17 protein-coding genes are annotated in these 21253 nt (G+C 62.8%); 11 read left to right on the top strand and 6 right to left on the bottom strand.

The genetic code is table 11. The features are described from left to right. Positions 1–127: 127 nt before the first annotated feature. A complete protein-coding gene (locus tag Q9246_RS03115) occupies positions 128–1234 on the bottom strand; it encodes a hypothetical protein (protein ID WP_306395377.1) in 1107 nt (368 codons plus the stop codon). Here Q9246_RS03115 and Q9246_RS03110 point away from each other — a divergent pair. The 6 genes from Q9246_RS03110 to Q9246_RS03085 all read left to right on the top strand — a co-directional run bounded on the left by Q9246_RS03110 (position 1161) and on the right by Q9246_RS03085 (position 6405). Then, positions 1161–2684 (top strand): hypothetical protein, encoded by a 1524-nt coding sequence (locus Q9246_RS03110; protein WP_306395376.1) that lies wholly within the window; start codon positions 1161–1163, stop codon positions 2682–2684. The genes Q9246_RS03115 and Q9246_RS03110 overlap by 74 nt on opposite strands. A gap of 94 nt (positions 2685–2778) precedes the next feature. Next, positions 2779–3180, top strand: coding sequence for a hypothetical protein (locus Q9246_RS03105; protein ID WP_306395374.1), 402 nt, complete (start codon positions 2779–2781; stop codon positions 3178–3180). 13 nt (positions 3181–3193) lie between these two features. Then, complete coding sequence (locus tag Q9246_RS03100; RefSeq protein ID WP_306395372.1) at positions 3194–3868, top strand: C39 family peptidase; 675 nt, start codon at positions 3194–3196, stop codon at positions 3866–3868. 17 nt (positions 3869–3885) lie between these two features. Beyond that, the gene (locus Q9246_RS03095) at positions 3886–4416 is read left to right on the top strand and encodes a hypothetical protein (RefSeq protein WP_306395370.1); all 531 of its coding nucleotides are present in this window, start codon (positions 3886–3888) and stop codon (positions 4414–4416) included. Between the two features lie 34 nt (positions 4417–4450). Then, complete coding sequence (locus Q9246_RS03090; protein ID WP_306395369.1) at positions 4451–6004, top strand: hypothetical protein; 1554 nt, start codon at positions 4451–4453, stop codon at positions 6002–6004. A 194-nt stretch (positions 6005–6198) separates the two neighbouring features. Continuing rightward, positions 6199–6405 carry a cold-shock protein gene (locus Q9246_RS03085; RefSeq protein ID WP_306395368.1) on the top strand — a complete coding sequence of 69 codons (207 nt, stop codon included), beginning with the start codon at positions 6199–6201 and terminating at the stop codon, positions 6403–6405. Between the two features lie 93 nt (positions 6406–6498). On the opposite strand, the gene Q9246_RS03080 is transcribed toward Q9246_RS03085, so the two are convergent. Beyond that, complete coding sequence (locus tag Q9246_RS03080; protein WP_306395366.1) at positions 6499–6684, bottom strand: hypothetical protein; 186 nt, start codon at positions 6682–6684, stop codon at positions 6499–6501. Positions 6685–6966: 282 nt separating this feature from the next. Between Q9246_RS03080 and Q9246_RS03075 the strand changes: the two genes are divergently transcribed. Genes Q9246_RS03075 through Q9246_RS03060 form a run of 4 tightly spaced genes read left to right on the top strand, consistent with a single transcriptional unit; the run spans position 6967 to position 13693 of the window. Beyond that, a complete protein-coding gene (locus Q9246_RS03075; protein WP_306395365.1) occupies positions 6967–9666 on the top strand; it encodes a type VI secretion system Vgr family protein in 2700 nt (899 codons plus the stop codon). A gap of 27 nt (positions 9667–9693) precedes the next feature. After that, entirely contained in the window at positions 9694–11883 is a 2190-nt protein-coding gene (locus Q9246_RS03070; protein WP_306395364.1) for a T6SS effector phospholipase Tle3 domain-containing protein, read from the top strand. A 14-nt stretch (positions 11884–11897) separates the two neighbouring features. Next, positions 11898–13373: a hypothetical protein gene (locus tag Q9246_RS03065; RefSeq protein ID WP_306395363.1), complete on the top strand. Its 1476-nt coding sequence runs from the start codon at positions 11898–11900 to the stop codon at positions 13371–13373. A gap of 56 nt (positions 13374–13429) precedes the next feature. After that, positions 13430–13693 carry a PAAR domain-containing protein gene (locus tag Q9246_RS03060; RefSeq protein WP_306395362.1) on the top strand — a complete coding sequence of 88 codons (264 nt, stop codon included), beginning with the start codon at positions 13430–13432 and terminating at the stop codon, positions 13691–13693. Positions 13694–13708: 15 nt separating this feature from the next. On the opposite strand, the gene Q9246_RS03055 is transcribed toward Q9246_RS03060, so the two are convergent. The 4 genes from Q9246_RS03055 to Q9246_RS03040 form a co-directional block, all read right to left on the bottom strand. Then, the gene (locus tag Q9246_RS03055; protein WP_306395360.1) at positions 13709–14149 is read right to left on the bottom strand and encodes a gamma-butyrobetaine hydroxylase family protein; all 441 of its coding nucleotides are present in this window, start codon (positions 14147–14149) and stop codon (positions 13709–13711) included. 17 nt (positions 14150–14166) lie between these two features. Beyond that, a complete protein-coding gene (locus Q9246_RS03050; RefSeq protein WP_306395359.1) occupies positions 14167–14598 on the bottom strand; it encodes an HIT family protein in 432 nt (143 codons plus the stop codon). Continuing rightward, the gene (locus Q9246_RS03045) at positions 14595–18614 is read right to left on the bottom strand and encodes a DUF3683 domain-containing protein (RefSeq protein ID WP_306395357.1); all 4020 of its coding nucleotides are present in this window, start codon (positions 18612–18614) and stop codon (positions 14595–14597) included. The genes Q9246_RS03050 and Q9246_RS03045 overlap by 4 nt, the downstream gene beginning before the upstream one ends. Before the next feature lie 235 nt (positions 18615–18849). Next, the gene (locus tag Q9246_RS03040; RefSeq protein ID WP_306395356.1) at positions 18850–19353 is read right to left on the bottom strand and encodes a YqaA family protein; all 504 of its coding nucleotides are present in this window, start codon (positions 19351–19353) and stop codon (positions 18850–18852) included. Between the two features lie 193 nt (positions 19354–19546). Between Q9246_RS03040 and ilvA the strand changes: the two genes are divergently transcribed. Beyond that, on the top strand, positions 19547–21085 hold the full coding sequence (gene ilvA, locus Q9246_RS03035) for a threonine ammonia-lyase, biosynthetic (protein WP_306395354.1): 1539 nt from the start codon (positions 19547–19549) through the stop codon (positions 21083–21085). The last annotated feature ends 168 nt before the right edge of the window (positions 21086–21253 follow it).

Below are 21253 nucleotides of genomic sequence, written 5' to 3'. Positions count from 1 at the left end.
GGTATCTGCTAATAGGAGGATGGACCGGGCGTCATGGGACCCCGGGAATTCAACTCAGTGACATTAGGGGAGCAACAATGAAGCGCACTATTCTGGCAACCGCGATCGCCCTGGCATTCAGCATGGCTCACGCACAAGAAAATTCTGTCAACGACGTCCGCGGCGGCAACACCCAGACTTCCGCAATCAACACGAATACCGATAACAGCACCGTCACTGATACCCGTAACAGCGGCAACACCGCAACCACGACCACGACCACCCGCAACGACAGCATGAACGATAGCAATAACACTGCTACGACCACGAACACCAACAGCAGCACGAACGACAGCAACAACACCGCAACGACGACGACCACCAGCACCAACACGTCGACCAACACCAACCGCAGCACGAACGACAGCAACAACACCGCAACGACGACGACCACCAGCACCAACACGTCGACCAACACCAACCGCAGCACGAACGACAGCAACAACACCGCAACGACGACGAACACCAGCACCACCACCACGACCAACACCAACAACAGCCAGGCCAACAACAGCAGCACCAACGACAGCAACAACACCGCAACGACGACGAACACCAGCACCAACACGTCGACCAACACCAACAGCAGCACGAACGACAGCAACAACACCGCGACCAACACCAACACCAGCCAGGCCAACAACACCAGCACCACCGACAGCAACAACACCGCAACGACGACGACCACCAGCACCAACACGTCGACCAACACCAACCGCAGCACGAACGACAGCAGCAACACCGCGACCAACACGAACACCAACACCACGACCAACACCAACAACAGCCAGGCCAACAACAACAGCCAGCAAAACAACAACAGCCAGCAGAACAACAACAGCCAGCAAAACAACAACAGCACCAACACGACCAACAACAACAACCAGGTTGACAGCTCGGACAACCGCGTTGCCAACAACACGAACACGAACTCGCAGTCGGACACCCGTACCAACACCACCACGATCGACAGCAACGACACGATCACCAGCACCAACACCGAAACCACCACCAACGACAGCAGCCGCGACAGCTCGGGCCAGAACAACAGCTCGGGTGACGCCCGTGCCGCTGCCGCCGGCGCCGCAGCCTCGAACAACGGTGGCACCGCGACTTCGTCGGTGGCTAACTCGTTCAACACCTCGTCGGCCAACGCCGTCAGCGGCCTGACCGGCACCGTGTCGGGCAACAGCATCAGCAACATCGGCAACACCGCCTCGAACACCGGCGGCGCCAATGGCGCAGCCGGCAACGGCGCAGTGGGCGGCGCTGGTAACGGCGGCACCAACAACGCCACCGGCGCAGCCGGCGGCACCGGCAACGGCGCAGCAGGCGCGGCTGGCGGCGCAGGCGGCTACGCAGCTGCCGGCACCGCATCGACCGGCGCATCGACCGTCGGCAACGCAGCCGGCGGCGCCGGCGGCGCATCGGGTACGGCTGACTCGGTCGGCGGCGCAGGCGCATCGGGCGCAGCTGGCGGCTACGCTGCCGGCGGCAACGGCGCGGCTGGCGGCGCAGGCATGGGCGGCGCTGGCGCCTCGGGCGGCGCGGCCAACGGCGGCTCGGGCGCGGCAGGCGGCGCAGCCATCGGCGGCGCTGGCGGCGCGACCGGTGAACTGGCTGGCGGCAACGGCGGCGCAAACGGCTCCATCACCACCGGCGCCGGCGGCATGGGCGGCGCAGGCGAATCGAACGGCGGCGCAGGCGCGGCCGGCGGCACGGGCGGCGCAGGCGGCATGGGCGGTTCCTCGACCGGCTCGAGCCTGACCGCATCGAACGGCGCCAGCGGCGGCGGCGCATCGATCGGCGATGCAACTGCCTCGACCGGCGCAGGCGGCATGCCAGGCACCGACCCGGCAGGCGTGGGCGGCGCCAGCGGCGGCGCCGGCAACACCGGCGGCACCTCGACCGCAGGCAGCCCAACCAGCGGCGCCAGCGAAGGCTCGGCAGGTGACTCGATGGCCGGCACCGGCGGCGCAGGCGCCACCGGCGGCGCAGGCGGTTCGGGCGCGGCTGGCACCAACACCTCGGGCGCTGGCGCAGCCGGCGGCGCAGCCACCGGCGGCACCGCAGGCGCGGGCGCATCGCTGGCCGGCACCGGCGGCGCAGGCGCGGCAGCTACCGCAGGCACCGGCGGTTCGGGTGCGGCTGGCACTGCTGGCACCGGCGGTAACGGCGCCGAAGGCACCGGCGGCGCCGGCGGCGCAGGCCAGGGCGGCACGGCTGGCGCAGGCGGCATGGGCGGTTCGGGCGCCGAATCGACCGCATCGACCGGCACCGGCGGCGCCGGCGGCGCAGCAACCGGCGGCTCGGCCACCGGCGGCTCGGCTACCTCGGGTGACGCAACCTCGGGCGCCGGCGGCGCAGGCGGCGCAGGCGGCACCACCAACGGCGGCGCAGGCGGCTCGACCGGCGAAATGGTTGCTGGCGCAGGCACCGGCGGCTTCGGCGGCGCTGGCACCGGCGGCAACGGCGGCACCAACAACGTGTCGGCAGGTAACTTCGACATGTCGAACTCGATGAGCAACATCGCCCAATCGGCAGCTGGTATCTCGATCATCAGCCAGAACAACGGCTTCTCCTCGCTGATCCAGCAAAGCGTCAACGTTCAGTCGAACATGAACGTCGGCGGCTCCGGCCAGTAAGCGGCAAACCGGCGGTGCGCAACGGCCCATGCGCCGATGCGCACCGCCCCGCCACGCGGCCTGTCCCGCGTGGCGGTTTTTCGAGCGAGGCATCATGAAACGGATTACCCAGATGTATTCCCTCCTGCTGGCAGCCTGCATGGCGCTGCCGCTGGCGGCCCAGGCAACGGAACCGGCGCAGCTGCCGGTGAAGATCGCCTTCCTGTCCAAGGTGGATGTCGCACCAGGCCAGGACGACAGCATCGCCAAAGGCTGGGGCAAGACCACCGGCGCCGAGGAACTGGGTGGACTGCGTGGCGGCGCCGACATCGTCACCACCGAGGCGACGCTCGGCGGCACGGTCGGCAACAACACGGCGACCAACGTGACCACCGGCTTCAACGTCATCGACAACGGCTCGTTCGCGAATTCCTCGGGCTTGCCGGTCGTGATCCAGAACTCCGGCGCGAACGTCCTGATCCAGAACGCGACCGTCATCAACCTGCAATTGCAATGAACCTGGGAAGAAAATGAAGTACGGACTCTTCCTGGCCGCCCTGTGCGGCACCCTGCTGGCGCCGGCTCCGGCGCCAGCACTCGAACTGGCGGTCGTCGGGCGCGTCAACGTGCCGGTCACCAGCCTCAAGGACATCAAGTTCCAGCGCACCACGCGCCAGCAGTACGACTACAGTTGCGGCGCCGCCGCCGTGTCGACCCTGCTGTCGCACCACTACGCCACCCCGGTACCGGAACAGGACGTGTTCCAGCAGATGTACGAAAAGGGTGACAAGACCAAGATTCACAAGGAAGGCTTCTCGCTGCTCGACATGCAGCGCTTCCTGGCCACGCGCGGCTTCCGCGCCGATGGCTTCAAGCTGCCGATCGAAAAGCTGATCGAGGAAAAACTGCCGGCCATCGTGCTGATCACCGACCGCGGCTTCAACCATTTCGTGGTCGTCAAGGGCGCCGAAGACGGCCGCATCCTGATCGGCGACCCGTCCACCGGCAACCGCGTGGTGAGCATGGAGCGCTTCCAGGAAATCTGGCGCAGCAAGATCCTGTTCGTGATCCACAGCCACAAGGAAGGCATCGCCTTCAACAACCCGGCCGACTGGCGTGGCGCACCGCGCGCGCCGCTGGGCACCGGCATGCACCAGGACCAGCTCAGTGCCTCGCTGCCGAAATTCGGCCCTGGCGACTTTTGACGATTAAAGGATGTGATATGCGCTGGCCTACCCTCCAATCGATGATCCGCCGCAGCGCCCTGCTGGGCGCCCTGTGCGCGGCGGCCGGCTCCATGCCGGCGGTACACGCGGCCGACGGCGTCGGCATCGCCGGCTTCGGCACCCCGGTCGGGGCCGAAGCACTGGACGATACCCGCGGCGGCTTCGAGATCGCCGGCGGCCTGTCGGTGGCGCTTGGCATCGAGCGCGTGGTGTCGCTCAACGGCGAAATCCTGTCGCGCACCAATATCGCCATTCCCGACCTGGCCGCGATGACCGCCGACCAGGCCCGCCTGACCCAGGAAGCGCTGGGCGCCGCGCGCATGATCCAGATCGGCGGCAACAATTTCGCGGCGGCCGACCTCAACCTGCCCAACGGCGCGACCCTGGTACAGAACACCCTCGACAACCAGGCGATCAGCTCGGTCACCACCATCACGTCGGCCGTGAATAGCATGTCCTTGCTAAAAGACATGAATTTCCACAGCACGATACGCGACGCGGTAGTACGTTCCCCAGGAACATTGTAGTATTGCTTTATTGTTAATTCCACTGGAGATCTGGATGTATCCACACGTCGCGCGGCTCGGCGCCGCCGGCCTGGCGGCCGCCCTCCTGGCGCCGCCCGTGCTCGCCCAACAACCTGCTGCCGAACCAGGCACGCAGGACCACAAGACCGAACTATCCCAACTCAAGGATGAACTGGCCGAACAGCGGGCACTGGTGAACCGCCTGGTGCGCGAACTCCAGGATCAACGCGAACAGCTGCAGAAGATGCAGGCGCCGGCCGCTGCGCCCGGGCTGCCGGTCGCGCCGCCGATGCTGGCGGGACGCGAGCGCATGGTCGAGGAAACCACCCCATTGTCGGGCGCCCCGTTCGCCATTCCGACCGCGCTGGCCGACGGCGTCCTGCTGTCGCAGCAGCGCGGCACCGGCATGTCGATGACGGGCCAGGCGCCGGTGGCCCAGCCGCCGGTGCTGCCGCCGGCCGAGAGCGGCGTGGCGGCCCCGCTGCCGCCGCAGCCGCGGCCGAATCAACCGCCGCTGCCGGCACCCGGCCCGGCCCAGCCGGCGGCGCCGGCCCAGGCCCAGGCACAGCGTCCGGCCCAGCAACAGCAACCGCAGACCGCGCAGAACAGCCAGCGCCAGGAACCGAACCGCCCGCCCGAAGTTGCCCCGATCGGCGACACGCCGGGCGTGCTGACCCAACGCGGCACCTATGTGCTCGAGCCCTCGGTCCAGTATGGCTATTCGTCGAGCAACCGCGTGGCCCTGGTCGGCTACACCGTGATTCCGGCGATCCTGATCGGCCTGGTCGATGTGCGCGAGATCAAGCGCAACACCTTCACCACGGCGATCACCGGCCGCACCGGCATCAACAACCGGATGGAAGTCGAGGTCAAGGTGCCTTATGTGTACCGTTCGGACGCCACCGTCAGCCGCGAACTGTTCACCGGCACCGCGGTCGAGCGCGTGTTCGACACCACCGGCAAGGGCATGGGCGACATCGAGGTCGCCGGCCGCTACCAGCTGAATAATGGCGGCGCCGACAAGGGCTATTACATCGCCGGCCTGCGCTACAAGAGCCGCACCGGGCGCGATCCGTTCGAGGTCGTGACCGACTGCGACCAGCGCTGCATCGGCGAGAACGTGACCGGCACCGGCCTGCCGCTGGACCTGCCGACCGGCTCCGGCTTCCATTCGCTGCAAGGCACGCTGACCTGGCTGTATCCATCGGATCCGGCCGTCTTCTTCGGCAACCTGAGCTATGTGCACAACTTCAAGCGCGAGAACGTGACGCGCCTGGTGCGCAACGGCGTGCGCGAGCCGCTGGGCGAGCTGGAACCGGGTTATGTGCTGGGCTTTAACTTCGGCATGGGCCTGGCGCTGAACGACAAGGCTTCGCTCAGCCTCGGCTACGACCACAGCACGATTGCGCGCATGAAGCAGAATGGCCAGACCGTGGCCGGCTCGGTGCGCACCCAGCTCGGCACCCTGCTTTTGGGCTATTCCTATCGGCTGAGCCCGAAGCGCACGCTGAACATCGCGGTGGGCGCCGGCGTGACCCGCGATACGCCTGACGTCACCCTGACCCTGCGCGTGCCGATGACGTTCTGATCGCGATCAAGGCCGCATCGAAACATGCGGTCGGGATGGCCATGTGGTAAATACGAACACAATTGAAAAATCTTGCTTCCGTTTTAAAAAATTGTCCTTATAATCAGATTTGCAATGTAGAGCGTGGCCCTGGTTTCGGTCGAGGTAACGCCAACAGGGCGAACAACGCACAATAACTTTTTGAGGGAATAGACATGGCAACTGGCACTGTAAAATGGTTCAACGATGCTAAAGGTTTCGGCTTCATCACCCCGGACGGCGGCGGCGAAGACGTCTTTGCGCATTTCTCGGCCATCAATGCCACCGGTTTCAAATCGCTGCAAGAAAATCAGCGCGTGAGCTTCGAGATCACTGCCGGCCCAAAAGGCAAGCAGGCTGCGAACATCCAGCCACAGGCTTGATGCGCTACTTGCCCGCTTGAAGCGGGCTCGTAAAAAACAAGAGCACATCCGAGGATGTGCTCTTTTGTTGTGTGCGTGTCGCGCGATGCCGGTTCAGCGCCTGTCCAGGCCGATCGCCGCGCTGTCGTGCGACTGGTTGCGGCCGTCTTCCAGCGACGCCAGGCGCAAGACCAGCTGGGCCCGGCCATCGCGCACCGCGTCGAGCACCCCCGGCGCATCCCATTGGCCCAAGGTGGACCGGCTGATATTACCGGTGCTGGCGCTGGCCCCGTCCGCCAATCCGTTCTTGCCGAAGAAGGCGTAGAGCGGATCGCGCCTGGAATCGGCCAGCGGCGCCTGCTTCCCATTACATAGCCGCGTAGCCTCTCGATCAGCTCCGCAATGCTACGCCCGCCAGACCGGCGGATGAGTTGCCGAATCTTTTGCCGTGCTGCGTGCACTTGGATTCTTGCGCCAACTCATTACCCTGAACGCCTTTGTTGCCACACTTACAGGGCTCTCCCGTCCAGCGGCAACTACGCGAGGCTGCCCCGGCTTCGCTGTTTTCAGGAAAACTCTCCCATGAGTGCGTCCCATCTTTCCCTCCCACTTACCGATGCCGATCGCCCCATCCGCCTGCGTATCCGGAATCATTCAGATGACGCCGGCCACCAGTTGCTGGTACAGCATGTCAGTGGTGTGGAGACGATGTGCGGTGGTATCGAATATATCTTGCTGTGCGTCGCCACGCAGCACGGGATGGAACTCAAGCAATTCATCGCCAATGCGGTCGAACTGCAGTTTGTCACCGACACCGGCGGTTTGCGTTCAGTCTGCGGCATCGTGGCCGAAGCGTCGGAAGGCCAAAGCGACGGCAGACTGGCAACCTATCAGCTGATCGTGCGCGATGCACTTTCCCTGCTCGACAAGACATGCAATACACGGGTATTCCGTCATGCCAGCGAAGTCGACATCACGCACACCTTGTTAAAGGAATGGCGTCATTCCAACGCTGCCGCGGCAGCGTGCTTCGAGGTCGACCTGAGCAATCTGAAAATCTATCCCCCGCGCGCGTTCACGATGCAATTCAACGAGTCGACCGCTGCGTTCCTGCGCAGGTTGTGGAAACGCCGCGGCATCGCATGGTTCATCAAATCCGGCACGACGAACAAAAGCGGGGACGCCGCCACACCCGTTCACACGCTGGTCCTGTACGACGACGTCATGCGTCTCAAGCAGAACGCAGCGGGAGAAATCCGCTTCCATCGGGACGACGGCACCGAAGCGAGGGATACGATCACCGCGTGGCATGCGGTACGCAGCCTGGCTCCTGGCAACCTCAACCGCAGCAGTTGGGATTATGTCCAGGGCCGCTCGATGCAGAGCCAGGAAAACTGCATGAACGACCAGGGACGGTTCGGCAACCGGTTCGCTCGTGGCCTGGACGATTACCTGATCGATACTCCGCATGCCGGCGACAGCACCGATGACTACCGCAAGCTCGGACTTGCCCGCATCCAGCGTCATGAGTACGAGGCCAAGTTCTTTCACGGCGAGAGCAGCGACCGCAATATGTGTGTCGGGCAGTGGAACAGGATCGCCGGCCATCCCGAGATAGACACGCATCCACCAAAAGAGCGCGAGTTCGTCATCACCGAACTGCATGTCGAGGCAGACAACAATCTTCCCAAAGTCCTGGACGACCGGGTGCGACGCCTGTTCGCGCTGAATCACTGGCGCCAGGACAGCGGCCCCCTCGAAAAGGCCAGCGCCGAATGCGGCATGCGCTATGCCAACCGTTTCACTTGCGTCCGGCGAGGCATCCCGATCGTTCCCGCCTACGACCCGCGGGTCGACCTGCCGCGCACCGACTTGCAGTATGTAACGGTGGTGGGCCCAGTCAACGAAGAAATCCACTGCGATGAGCTCGGCCGCGTCAAGATCCGATTCCCCGGTTGCCGTCCCGAAGACCATGCACATGCGGACGGAGCGGGCGCCTCCGGCACCGACCGCGATTCGGCATGGGTACAGGTGGCCACGCCATGGGCGGGCGAGCAGTACGGATCGATTTCCTTGCCACGCGTGGGCCACCAGGTGCTGTGCGCCTTCGTGGGCGGCGACCCGGACAAGCCGCTCATCATCGGGCGCGCGCACGGCGGCCAGGCCCCGCCCGCTTCGTTCAACCGCAAAAGCCGCCTGCCGGGCGATCGCTATCTTTCCGGGATCGTCAGCAAGGAAGGCGGATCGGAACGCTACAACCAGCTCCGGATGGACGACACACCGGGCCCAATCAGCGCCCAGCTTGCCAGCGCCCACGGCCACAGCCAGCTCAACCTGGGGTATCTCGTGCACCCGCGTTGCGACGGCATGGCGCGCGGACGGGGCCAGGGCTTCGAGCTGGCGACCAACGATAGCGGCGCTATCCGCACCGCCAAGTCGCTCCTGATCACCGCCTGGAGACGGCTCGATGCCTGCGGCGACCAGCTCGGCCGCGAAGAACATCTGGCCCTGATGCAGGATTGCCTGGATCTGTTCAAGTCGCTGGGCGAGTACGCCGTGCAGCATCAAGCGTTGCCGGTCGATCCGGCGGCGCAGGCGGCGCTGAAGGAGGATCTTGGGGCCGAGGGCGGCGTCAAGCCGACGCTGAGTATCACAGCGCCGGAAGGCCTCGCGTTCAGCACGCCCAAGACTGTTGTCAGCTATGCCGGCGTCAATCTCGATACGGTCGCCCAGCAGCATATGCAGCTGGCTTGCGGACAGCACTTCAACCTGAATGCCGGCAAGGGGATCTCGTTGTTCTCCCACATGAATGGCATCACGCAGGTGGCGCACAAGGGCAAGTTCGTCATGCAGAGCCAGCACGACGATATGCAGATCGATGCGGCGAAGGACCTCAAGACCACGGCAGGACGGCGCATGGTGTTCATGGCCGAAGAGGAGATCACCTTCATCGTCAGCGGCGGCGCCTACCTCACGCTGAAAGGCGGAACGGCGGAAATAGGCGGGCCGGGCGCCATGACCATCAAGACCGATGGACATCACTGGAAGGGACCGGCAAGCCAGAAGACGGACTTGCCAACCTTCGACGCCGGTGAATTCAGTCGTACGCCGCGGTTGCTGCGGGCGACCGATGGCAAGCCGGTGGAAGGGATGAAAGTGCATGTGGAGCGTGTGGGCGATACGCCGCTGTCTGGCGAGACCAATGCCGCGGGGGAAGGCGACAAGATCGTGGCCGACCATCTGCAGCAACTGAAGGCAACGTTTTACAAGCCGGCTAAATAAACATCTTGAAAAAAGCGATCGACGATCATGTCTACTGCCGCCGCTTCTGACTCGCCTTGTGCCGCGCATTCGACCGGCAGCCCGCTGGACGATCCCGCCAACCTGATACTCGGCTCCAATACGGGCATCGTTTTTTTGTCGCCGAAACATCTCGACGTCGTCATGCAGCTGCCTCTTCCGGGGATCGTCATTTTTGTTCACGGCGTGAATTCGGATGGCGAGTGGTATCAGCAAACAGAAGAAGGTTTATGCAATGGACTGAACGATCGGCTGAAGCGGGGTGCGGATCACCTGGCGTTTCCAACGCCGGAAGGCGGACAGCTCCGTCCAGTCGAGTACATGCCGGAGCTGACCCCGAAAGGATTCATCAATCCCGAGCGCAATGCAAAAAGCTTCATCACGTCGACCGCCCACTTTTCGCCCGTGATTCAGTTCCGCTGGGGCTACAAGGCGAGTAGCGACGAGCTGCAACAATTCAGCGATGGCATCTTCCTGAACGAACAGAATTACTGGGGCGGTGGGCCGTTCGCCAACGGCTGTACCGCCCTTCCCGACCTGTGGTCGGCCGGGCTGTCGAATGAGCTGTTTCTGTGGCTGCATGTCGAGCACATGAACCCTGCTAACGACCGCAAGGTGTACGCATGCCCTCCCCGTCCCTATTACGTCCTGGCCGCGCTGCGTCTTGCGCGGCTGGTCGAGTCGATCCGCGAGAAGCAGGCCGATGTCCCGATCACGATCGTGTGCCATAGCCAGGGCAATATGATCGGCATGGCTGCGGCATTTCTCGGCGACCGGCTCGATGCTGTCACCGATGCGAATGGGAAGACAGGACGCTGCGTCGCCGACAACTACGTACTGTGCAACCCGCCTTACAGCCTGGTCAAGAGCAATACCACGCAAGGTTGGGTTGAGCGGGGCATGAAAGACGCTGAAGGCAAGGGTGGGCGCCAAACGTGGGAAGCCCGTATCGCAACGCTACGTGCATTCTTCGACATCGTACGGCGACAGAGGGCTGCCGAGCAGCCATGCAAACTCATTGACGAAGCGATGAGGAATGACCTGCACGGCTTCGATGCGATGTCCGACCGATACAGGTACGGCATGGGCGACACGCCATCGACCCATGGCCGCGTGACCCTGTATTTCAATCCGCACGATCAGGTCATTTCCGCCTGCACCATCCAGGGTATCGGGTGGCGGGGAATGAGCCAGCAGGAGATCGATGCGGCAAACGGTCATGGGGTCTTTTGCCAGCGTGTCTTCTCGCAGGGCTTTGAGGTCGGCAAGAAGGGAACATATGACTTCTGGGCGGACCAGCACAACAAGCCTGCGCCCGGGAGTCATGGCTTCTGGTATCCGCTGTCGCCGGTGGCGAAGTATTCAATCGCGAGAGGGTTGGACTCGCATCCCAATGTGGTCGGGAAAATCATGACCTTCGCGATGGCGCCAGTCATGATCGCGATCACCGGCGTTGCCGGCACGAGGATCAATGCCCTGCCGCCGAACGACTGGAGAACGCCGCTAACGGCGCCCGATCTTCCGAACTCATTCAAACCGCAAGCAATGCGTTTTGGCGTTGCCAGCGAGCAGTTCGATCAGGGGATGGATGCGCCTGGCGAGTATCGCGACAAGAAGGCAGAACGCGCTGCCGACGATCCGTATGCCGGGGACCGTCCCGTCCCTCAATCCGCGACAGAGGAAGCGAAACGTAAAGGTAGCGATGCGGCGGAAGGCGATCAGCATAGTGAAGCAGGCCTGCTGTATGAGCACCGGGCCCTGTTGCGGATGGAGGCGAAGCGGGAAGGAATATATGCCACCAAAGATCAAGTGACCGCGGAAGACAAACCCGAAACCGCTAGTGAAAAATATACGGAATGGCGAACGAAGAAAATTAAAGCAACCCTCGCCAAAACCATCGATACGCACGCCACAGATCATTCAACAATCATGACCAATGGGATGCATGCGCAGCGAGCATTGGCTTACGATGTTGCAGTCGGAATTTGCCGTATTAGCGCGCATGATCCTTCATTTTTCCGGTCTCTTGGAGACTGGCGGATTCTCGGCAGCGCACCGAAGGAAAATTCACACAATTACTTTCATGAATATTTCCAAAAAGGCAAATTGAACGATCAGTCAATTTATGAATGGAGCAAAACCAAAATTGAAGGCGGCATGCCTGTAACCATTGCCGACAAGCGGGAGATATTCGGATAACCTAAGGAGAACCTATGACAATCCTGGTACGAACACGACTGCGAAGGATCGCCTGCAGCACGCTCGTTTTTTTTATTATTTTCTTCCTGTCTCGGCTTGTATTACTACAAGAAGAAAGCAACTCAGAACGCTTGATATCCGACGGAGAACTTATGATCCGCTTAGTAGTTTTCCCTGCAGCCTTTTTTATCATTACACTCGTAAGCACAAGCTTATTGGCCGCAAGTACAGTCGTGTCGGCTCAAAACGATAACGAAAAGAGTCCAACAAGAAATTCGGTACCGTTTATCGTACAAGTCGTCGGTCTGCAATGGCTGAATCCGCTCCAGCGCGTGGATTATCCCACTGAATGGCAACTTTTATGGACGCTAGGGCTTGCTCAACCGAACAAAGATGATGAGATGGTCGAAACCAAGCCAGAAAAATATCGATCAATTCGTCCAATCACCCCCATTGCTGACGCGAACGATGGGAAAGAGACTTTTGCTGGTTTTCACGAAAAATATCTAGAGGCTTTTCTTGTGCTCTACCGCGACATTTATTTCAGCGACTCTAGATATTTTTACAATGCTCACTCGATCAAAGACAAGTCGACTTGGCGCGAACTTGCTGGAATTCGCGTCGAATACGCGTTCCCGTCGAACAAACTAGACGCCAACGAAGTGACAACAAGAGTCAGGAAAAACATCATCGGATTTTTTGATATTGGGCTCAAATCATTTCCCAAGGCGTGGACCCACGATACACCACCCGATGTGCGAGTGACCACCGGCGGACCGAATGCAGGGTTTTCCTCGTTAGCTGCCGGCCTGGAGTATCTGCGCGCAAACCCATCGAAAACAGCATGGGTAATGAACTGGGATGCGCCAAGCTTTCCTCTCGATACCCAAATGAATGAGAACCTCGTCCTTCTCGTCCTCGCCGGTCCTGACTACAAAACCGGACGTGCGCCATTGGCATGGCTCTCCCAGCCAGTCGCAAGCAAGGTGGAGAATTTCGAAACCGGGTCAAACCTCCCATCCCGCTCGGTGCAGGCATGGAAAGCCACGCTGCGCCAGGCAGCGCTCAACGCCGGCAAGAAAACATCGGATATCGGTTTCGTAATCCACGACGCCAACGCCACGCACGCGGAGTCATCGGATCGCCTCGCCCCACTCGCCCAGACGATCACGGAAGAGCTACCGGAGCTCGACTTCATGCAGCGGACCTTCAATACCCCGGCCCTCTTGGGCGAGATGGGCGCAGGAACCGCCTTGACCAACGTGGCGCTGGGAATTGCGTATGCCAACCATATCGGCAAAACCGTCCTCATCGCCGGCACAACCGATCCGGCGCAGCCGACCGCGACGGTCGTGGCGCCGCCAGCAGTTGTGCGCCCCATCCTTCCGGGCCAAAACTGGTTCCGGGCACGCGCGGCAAATCATGTACATCTACCCTGGTGGGGTTTGCGCCACGATATGAAACCAATGCCGCCTGGTTATTCACGGTAATTGGCCAAGCAAGACCTGCCCTACCCGCGAACCCATTCAGCGACAAAGGAAAATCCATGCGGCGCGTCATCCGCCTGAACGACCCCACCAGCCATGGCGGCAAGGTCATCGTAGCGGCGCCAAACACCACCGTGATGGGCGTTGCGGTCGCGCGCAAGGGCGACCGCTGCTTTTGCCCGATCCAGGGCCATCAGCAATGCGTGATCGCGGAAGGTGACCCGAAAGTGACAATCGATGGCGTGCCGGTCGCATTCGAGGGACACGCCACCAGTTGTGGCGCGAAATTGATATCCACGGTGCCCAATAGCGGCCGTGGATGAAGAAACGAAATCAGTTCAATTGCAGCCGCAGCCACCCGAGCCACAACCGCCACCGCCCGACTTCGCCGGCGCCGCGCCAGCCAGCATCGAGCCGGGTGCACGGCCAGTCTCTTCATCGAAGCCGGCCGCCTGCAGGCGCGCCACATACTGCTTCCACAGCGACTCCTGGCTGCGACCCAGTTCATACAAATAATCCCAGCTGAAGATGCCGGTATCGTGGCCATCCGAGAAGGTCGGCTTGATTGCGTAGTTGCCGACCTGCTCGACGTCGGCAATGCCGACCTCGCGCTTGCCGACCTGCAGCACTTCCTGGCCCGGGCCATGGCCCTTCACTTCGGCCGACGGCGAGTACACGCGCATCAGTTCGAACGGGATCGAGTAGGCGCTGCCGTCGTCGTAGGCGATGTCGAGCACGCGCGATTTCTGGTGGACGGTCAGTTCGGTTGGGTTAGGCATAAAAATCTCTGTTCAATTCAGGTAAAACGGCGCGCGATGGCGGCGCCCAGTTGTTCGGCCAGCGCGCGGCGCGCGGCCAGGATATCCGATGGCGTCTCGCGCACCGCCTGCGCCCACACGGGCGCCGGGAAGTGGGCGTCGTCGGCATAGCGCGGAATGATATGCCAGTGCAGGTGCGGCACCACATTGCCCAGGCTGGCCACATTGACCTTCAGCGGCTGCATGACTTCGCGCACCGCCTGTTCGACCAGGAACACGGCCTCGTTCACCAGCAGGCGGTCATCGCGCGCCAGGTCGCTCATCTCGCGCACATGGTCGTGCCAGATCACGCGGCAAAAGCCGGGGTAGCTGGCATCGTCGACGACGATCACGCTGAACTTGTCGCCGCGCCAGGCCGCAGGCGCCGCCAGGTTGCACAGCTCGCAGCCAGGCTCGCGCAGCACCGTCATACCAGCACCCTTTCGATGCCGCCGTTGTTGGCGCGCGCCACGTATTCGGGCAGCCAGTTCTCGCCCAGCAGGTGCTTCGCAATCTCGACCACGATGTAGTCGGCGGTGGTGCCCGAATCGTCGTTGTAGCGGCTCAGGCCCTGCAGGCAGGACGGGCAGCTGGTCAGGATCTTGACGTCGCCCTTGAAGCCGTCGGCGCGCAGTTTATCCGCGCCCTTGACCATCTCGACTTCCTTGCGCGAACGCACCTGGGTCGAGATGTCGGGGCGGCTCACGGCGAAGGTGCCCGACTCGCCGCAGCAGCGGTCGTTCTTCTCGATCTTGACCTCGTCATGGGTTGCGACCAGCGCATTGACCGTCTTGACCGAGTCCTGCAGCTTCATCGGGTTGTGGCAAGGCTCGTGGTACATATAGCGGGTGCCGTTCACGCCTTCCAGCTTGACGCCCTTCTCGAGCAAATATTCATGGATGTCCATGATGCGGCAGCCCGGGAAGATCTTCTCGAATTCATAGGTCGCCAGCTGGTCGTAGCAGGTGCCGCACGAGACCAGCACGGTCTTGATGTCGAGGTAGTTCAGCGTGTTGGCCATGCGGTGGAACAGCACGCGGTTATCCGTCATCATCTTGTCGGCCTTGTCGTACTGGCCGGCGCCGCGCTGCGGATAGCCGCAGCACAGGTAACCCGGCGGCAGCACGGTCTGCACGCCCACTTCCCACAGCATCGCCTGCGTGGCCAGGCCCACTTGCGAGAACAGGCGCTCCGAGCCGCAGCCGGGGAAGTAGAACACGGCTTCGGTGTCGGCCGTGGTTTTCTTGGGGTTGCGGATGATCGGGACGATCTTGTCGTCCTCGATGTCGAGCAGCGCGCGCGCCGTCTTCTTCGGTAGGTTGCCCGGCATCTTCTTGTTGATGAAGTGGATCACCTGCTCGCGCACGGGCGCCTTGCCGACGGTCGGCGGTGGCGCAGCCAGCTGCGGCTTCGACAGCGTCTTCAACATGCGGTTGCCGAAGCGCTGGGCCTTGAAACCGAAATCGATCATCACCTTGCGCGTGGCATTGATCGTGGTCGGATCGGTCGCGTTGAGGAAGAACATCGCCGCGCGGTTGGCCGGCTTGAAGCTGCGCTTGTCCATCTTGCGCAGCAGGTTACGCATATTCATCGAGACGTCGCCGAAGTCGATGTTGACCGGACAGGGCGTCACGCATTTGTGGCACACGGTGCAGTGGTCGGCCACGTCCTCGAACTCCTCCCAGTGGCGCAGCGAGACGCCGCGCCGGGTCTGTTCCTCGTACAGGAAGGCCTCGATCAGCGCCGACGTGGCCAGGATCTTGTCGCGCGGCGAATACAGCAGGTTCGCCCCCGGCACGTGGGTCGTGCACACCGGCTTGCATTTGCCGCAGCGCAGGCAGTCCTTGATGCTGTGGGCGATCTCGCCGATATCGCTCTGCTGCATGATCAGCGATTCATGGCCCATCAGGCCGAACGACGGCGTGTAGGCGTTGCGCAAGTCGGCGTGGGCGCCTTCGAGATTGAGCAGCTTGCCCTTGTTGAAGCGGCCTTCCGGGTCGACCCGCACCTTGTAGTCGCGGAAGTCCTGGATCTCGTCGTCGGTGAGGAACTCCAGCTTGGTGATGCCGATGCCGTGCTCGCCCGAGATCACGCCGTCCAGCGACCGCGCCAGCTTCATGATGCGCTCGACCGCCTTGTGCGCGTCCTGCAGCATCGCGTAATCGTCCGAGTTCACCGGCAGGTTGGTGTGGACGTTGCCGTCGCCGGCGTGCATGTGCAGGGCGACGAACACGCGCGAGCGCAGCACGCGCTTGTGGATCGCGGTTGCTTCGTCGAGGATGCACTGGTAGGCCGCGCCATTGAAGATCTGGCGCAGCGGCGCGCGAATGTCGGCCTTCCACGAGATGCGCACGGTATGGTCCTGCACGGCGTCGAACAGGCGCGCATCGGGCTGGATCGCCAGGCGGGCGTCGAGCGCCCCGGCCAGGTGATCGAGGCCCAGGGTCTGCAACTGATGGCGGGCTTCGCCCAATGGCGCATCCAGGTTGGCCAGGATGAAGGTCCAGCGCTTGTCGACCAGGTCGACCAGCGCGCGCGCCTGCAGCGGGCGGTCGCCCATGATCTCGTCGCGGTCCACGCCATCGCCGGTGGCATCGTCGCTCTTGGCCAGCGGCAGGTGGTCGCTGGCGAGATAGGCACGCAGCTGGTCCACCAGCTGCAGCTTGTTCTTGATCGACAGCTCGACATTGATGCGCTCGATGCCGTCGGTGTACTCGCCCATGCGGTTGAGCGGAATGACCACGTCTTCATTGATCTTGAAGGCGTTGGTGTGGCGCGCGATGGCCGCGGTGCGGGCGCGGTCGAGCCAGAATTTCTTGCGCGCTTCGGGGCTGACGGCGACAAAGCCCTCGCCGACCCGGGTATTCGCCAGGCGCACCACTTCCGAGGCCGCCAGCGCCACCGCGTTCTCGTCGTCGCCGACGATGTCGCCGAACAGCGCCATCTTGGGCAGCACGCCGCGCTTGGACTTGGTCGCGTAGCCGACCGCGCGCAGGTAGCGCTCGTCCAGGTGTTCCAGGCCCGCCAGCCGCAAGGTGGCGAACGCCGGGTCGCCGTTCTTCGGCAGGCTGTCCAGGTAATCCTTGATCTCGACGATCGACGGGATCGCATCGCGCGCCTGGCCGAAGAATTCCAGCGCCACCGTGCGGGTGAACTTGGGCATCTTGTGCAGGATCCAGCGGCTCGAGGTGATCAGGCCGTCGGTGCCCTCTTTCTGGATGCCCGGCAGGCCGGCCAGGAATTTGTCGGTGACGTCCTTGCCCAGGCCTTCCTTGCGGAAGCGCCGGCCTTCGATGGTGAGCGTCTCGGTGCGGAACGGCTGGCCCTTGGGGGCGCCCTTCAACGACGGATGCGTCCATTCGAGCAGGAATTCGGCGGTCGGCGCATCGTGGATCTTGCCGAGGTTGTGGTTGATGCGGGTGACGTCGAGCCAGTCGCCATTCGGGTCGACCATGCGCCACGAGGCCAGGTTGTCGAGCGCCGTGCCCCACAACACGGCCTTCTTGCCGCCAGCGTTCATCGCGATATTGCCGCCCACGCAGGACGCGTGGGCCGAGGTCGGGTCCACCGCGAACACGAAGCCGGCCTTCTCGGCCGCCTGCGACACCCGCTGCGTGACCACGCCGGCATAGGTGTGGATGGTCGCGTACTCGCGGTTTAGTCCCGGCATCGCGGTCATCTCGACCTCGCCGATGCCGATCAGCTTTTCGGTATTGATCACGGCCGACATCGGCGTAAGCGGGATCGCGCCGCCGGTATAGCCGGTGCCGCCGCCGCGCGGGATGATGGTCAGTCCCAGTTCGATGCAGCCCTTGACCAGGCCGGCCATCTCGTCTTCGGTGTCGGGCACCAGCACCAGGAACGGGTATTCGACGCGCCAGTCGGTGGCGTCGGTCACGTGCGAGGTGCGGTGCATGCCGTCGAAGCGGATATTGCGCTTGTCGGTATAGGCGCCCAGCACTTTCACGGCGCGCTTGCGCAGGTCATAGGTTTCGGCGAACTCGCGGCCGAAGTCGTCCACCGCGCGCCGCGCGGCCGCCAGCAACTGCTCGACGGCGGCGCTGCGGGTGGCCACCATGGCCGGGTCGCTGTCGGCGGACGCGTCCAGCGCATCGACCGTCGTGCGGCGCTTGTCGATCTCGCCCAGGCGGTGGTGCAGCGCCTCGATCAGCTTGGCCCGGCGCTTCGGGTTGTCCAGCATGTCGTCCTGCAGGTAGGGATTGCGGCGCACGACCCAGATATCGCCCAGCACCTCGTACAGCATGCGCGCCGAACGGCCGGTCTGGCGCGCGCCGCGCAGGCTGTCGAGCAAGGCCCACGATGACTCACCGAGCAGGCGGATCACGATTTCGCGGTCCGAGAACGAGGTGTAGTTATAGGGGATCTCGCGCAGGCGCGCAGGAGCGTTATCGGCAAGCAGGGTATGGATGTGTGCGGGGGCGTTCATGAATTCTGGTCGACGATCGGAGGGCCCGAAGGACATTCATTCTAGCTTATTGCGATGCACCACGCTCGGGTAATGCCCAGTCCGCCATTCTGGGCGACACAACAAAATGTCTATACTACTTGTAAAAATCAAACTTAATTTGCTTGCAACGCCACCTATGCATCGATTGTAAAGGCTGGCGATCCAAACAGCATATCTCGTAAGGCGTTGCTGAACGGCCCTGAGGCATCAAGAGTCAGCCGGTAATGCGCGTCAGCATGTCGCCGAGCGACTGCCAGAAGCTGTCCGGGATGTACAGCAGCGCCAGCGTCATAGTGAGATAACGGGCAAACTTGCCGATCGCCATATACATCACGCTGGGCCAGAACGGCAGATGCAGCCAGCCGGCCAGCGTGCACAGTGGATCGCCGATGCCCGGCAGCCATGACAGCAACATGGTCTTGGCGCCATAACGCTTGAGCCAGCCGAACCAGCGGCTCTGGCGCTCTTTCGCGAACGCGACCTTGGCGCGGTAGCCGAGGAAGTAGTCGAAGGCGCCGCCCAAGGTATTGCCGAGGGTGCCGGTCAGGATTGCCGGCCAGAACATGTCGGGATTGGCCTTGATGACCGCGAACACGGCCGGCTCGGAGCCGAGCGGCAACAAGGTGGCGGAGACGAAACTGACGATGAAGATGGATGTCAGCCCGACGGTCGGCGCAGCCAGGATATCAAGCAGCCATTGGACAGCGGATTCGATCATGCGAGCCTGATTGATGGTAGGTAATGACGATAAGGCTCCATTATAATGATCCCGTATATTCGTCACGACACGATACGACGAGCCTGTCATCCAGCGCGTCGCATCGACCTTTGCGCCAAGGTCACCCACCCTAGCGGAACAGTTCGCGTCGTCCGTCCCGCCGGCCTTGCCGGCTGACTTTTGCATTCCGACCATGACTACCGACTACCTCAGAAAAATCCTGACCGCCCGCGTCTACGACGTGGCCGAGCAGACGCCGCTCGAGCTCGCCCCTACCCTGTCCGAACGCATGGGCAACCGCATTTATTTCAAACGCGAAGACATGCAGAGCGTGTTCAGCTTCAAGCTGCGCGGCGCCTACAACAAGATGGCGAACCTGACGCCCGAACAGCTCAAGCGCGGCGTGATTTGCGCCTCGGCCGGCAATCACGCCCAGGGCGTGGCGCTGTCGGCCTGCCGCCTCGGCTGCCGCGCACTGATCGTGATGCCGACCACGACGCCGCAGGTGAAGATCGACGCGGTCAAGGCGCGCGGCGGCGCCAGCGTCGAGGTCGTGCTGCATGGCGACTCGTACACCGACGCCTATAACCATGCCCTGCTGCTCGAGAAGGAACAGCGCCTGACCTTCGTTCACCCGTTCGACGATCCGGACGTGATCGCCGGCCAGGGCACGATCGGCATGGAAATTCTGCGCCAATTGTCGAGCCCAATCCACGCGATCTTCGTCGCCATCGGCGGCGGCGGCCTGATCGCCGGCATCGGCGCCTACGTGAAACAGATCCGGCCCGACATCAAGATCATCGGCGTGCAGACGCTCGATTCGGACGCGATGGCGCGCAGCCTGAAGGCCGGCCAGCGCGTCACGCTCACCGACGTCGGCCTGTTCTCGGACGGCACCGCGGTGCGCCTGGTGGGGGAGGAAACCTTCCGCGTCGCCCAGCAGGTGGTCGACGAGATCATCCTGGTCGATACCGACGCCATCTGCGCCGCGATCCAGGACGTGTTCCAGGATACGCGCAGCATCCTCGAGCCGGCCGGCGCGCTGGCGGTGGCCGGCGCCAAGGCCTATGTCGAGCGTTCGCAGATGAACCGCGAGCCCGTCAAGGGCGAGACGCTGGTGGCGGTGGCCTGCGGCGCCAATATGAACTTCGACCGCCTGCGCTTCGTGGCCGAACGCGCCGAGCTGGGCGAATCGCGCGAAGCCGTGTTCGCCGTGACCGTGCCCGAGCAGCGCGGCAGCTTCCGCCGCTTCTGCGCCTTGGTCGGTCCGCGCAATATTACCGAGTTCAATTACCGCATCAGCCATGCGAACGAGGCCCATGTGTTCGTCGGGGCGCAAGTAAGCAGCCGCAGCGAATCCGGCCAGCTTGCACGCACTTTCGAGGAACATGGCTACAAGACGCTCGACCTGACCTATGACGAGCTGGCCAAGCTGCATATCCGGCACCTGGTGGGCGGGAAAAGTGCACTTGCTCACGACGAATTGCTGTATCGTTTCGAGTTTCCTGAACGGCCAGGCGCGCTGATGCGCTTCCTGGACAGCATGGCGCCGAACTGGAATATCTCGTTGTTCCACTACCGCAACCAAGGCGGGGATGTGGGGCGTATTTTGGTCGGGCTGCAGGTGCCGCCGGCCGAGATGGAGGAGTTCAGGCAGTTCCTCGCTTCGCTCGGTTATCGTTATTGGGATGAGAGCGACAATCCCGTCTACAAATTGTTTTTGGGGGCTTAGGCCCCATGTGTTGAACAGAGTCTGCGCTCTTTTATCCGCCAGCCTCGATACCGTCGTTCCCGCGCAGGCGGGAACCCAAGTCCTGGGCATCACCGACGAGGTCGACGATCGCCATGCTGCATGCAAACTTGGGTTCCCGCCTGCGCGGGAACGACGTTCATGCGCTAG

Source organism: Telluria beijingensis (assembly GCF_030770395.1).
GTDB lineage: Bacteria > Pseudomonadota > Gammaproteobacteria > Burkholderiales > Burkholderiaceae_D > Telluria > Telluria beijingensis.
This window is presented reverse-complemented; position numbering and strand designations above follow the sequence as displayed.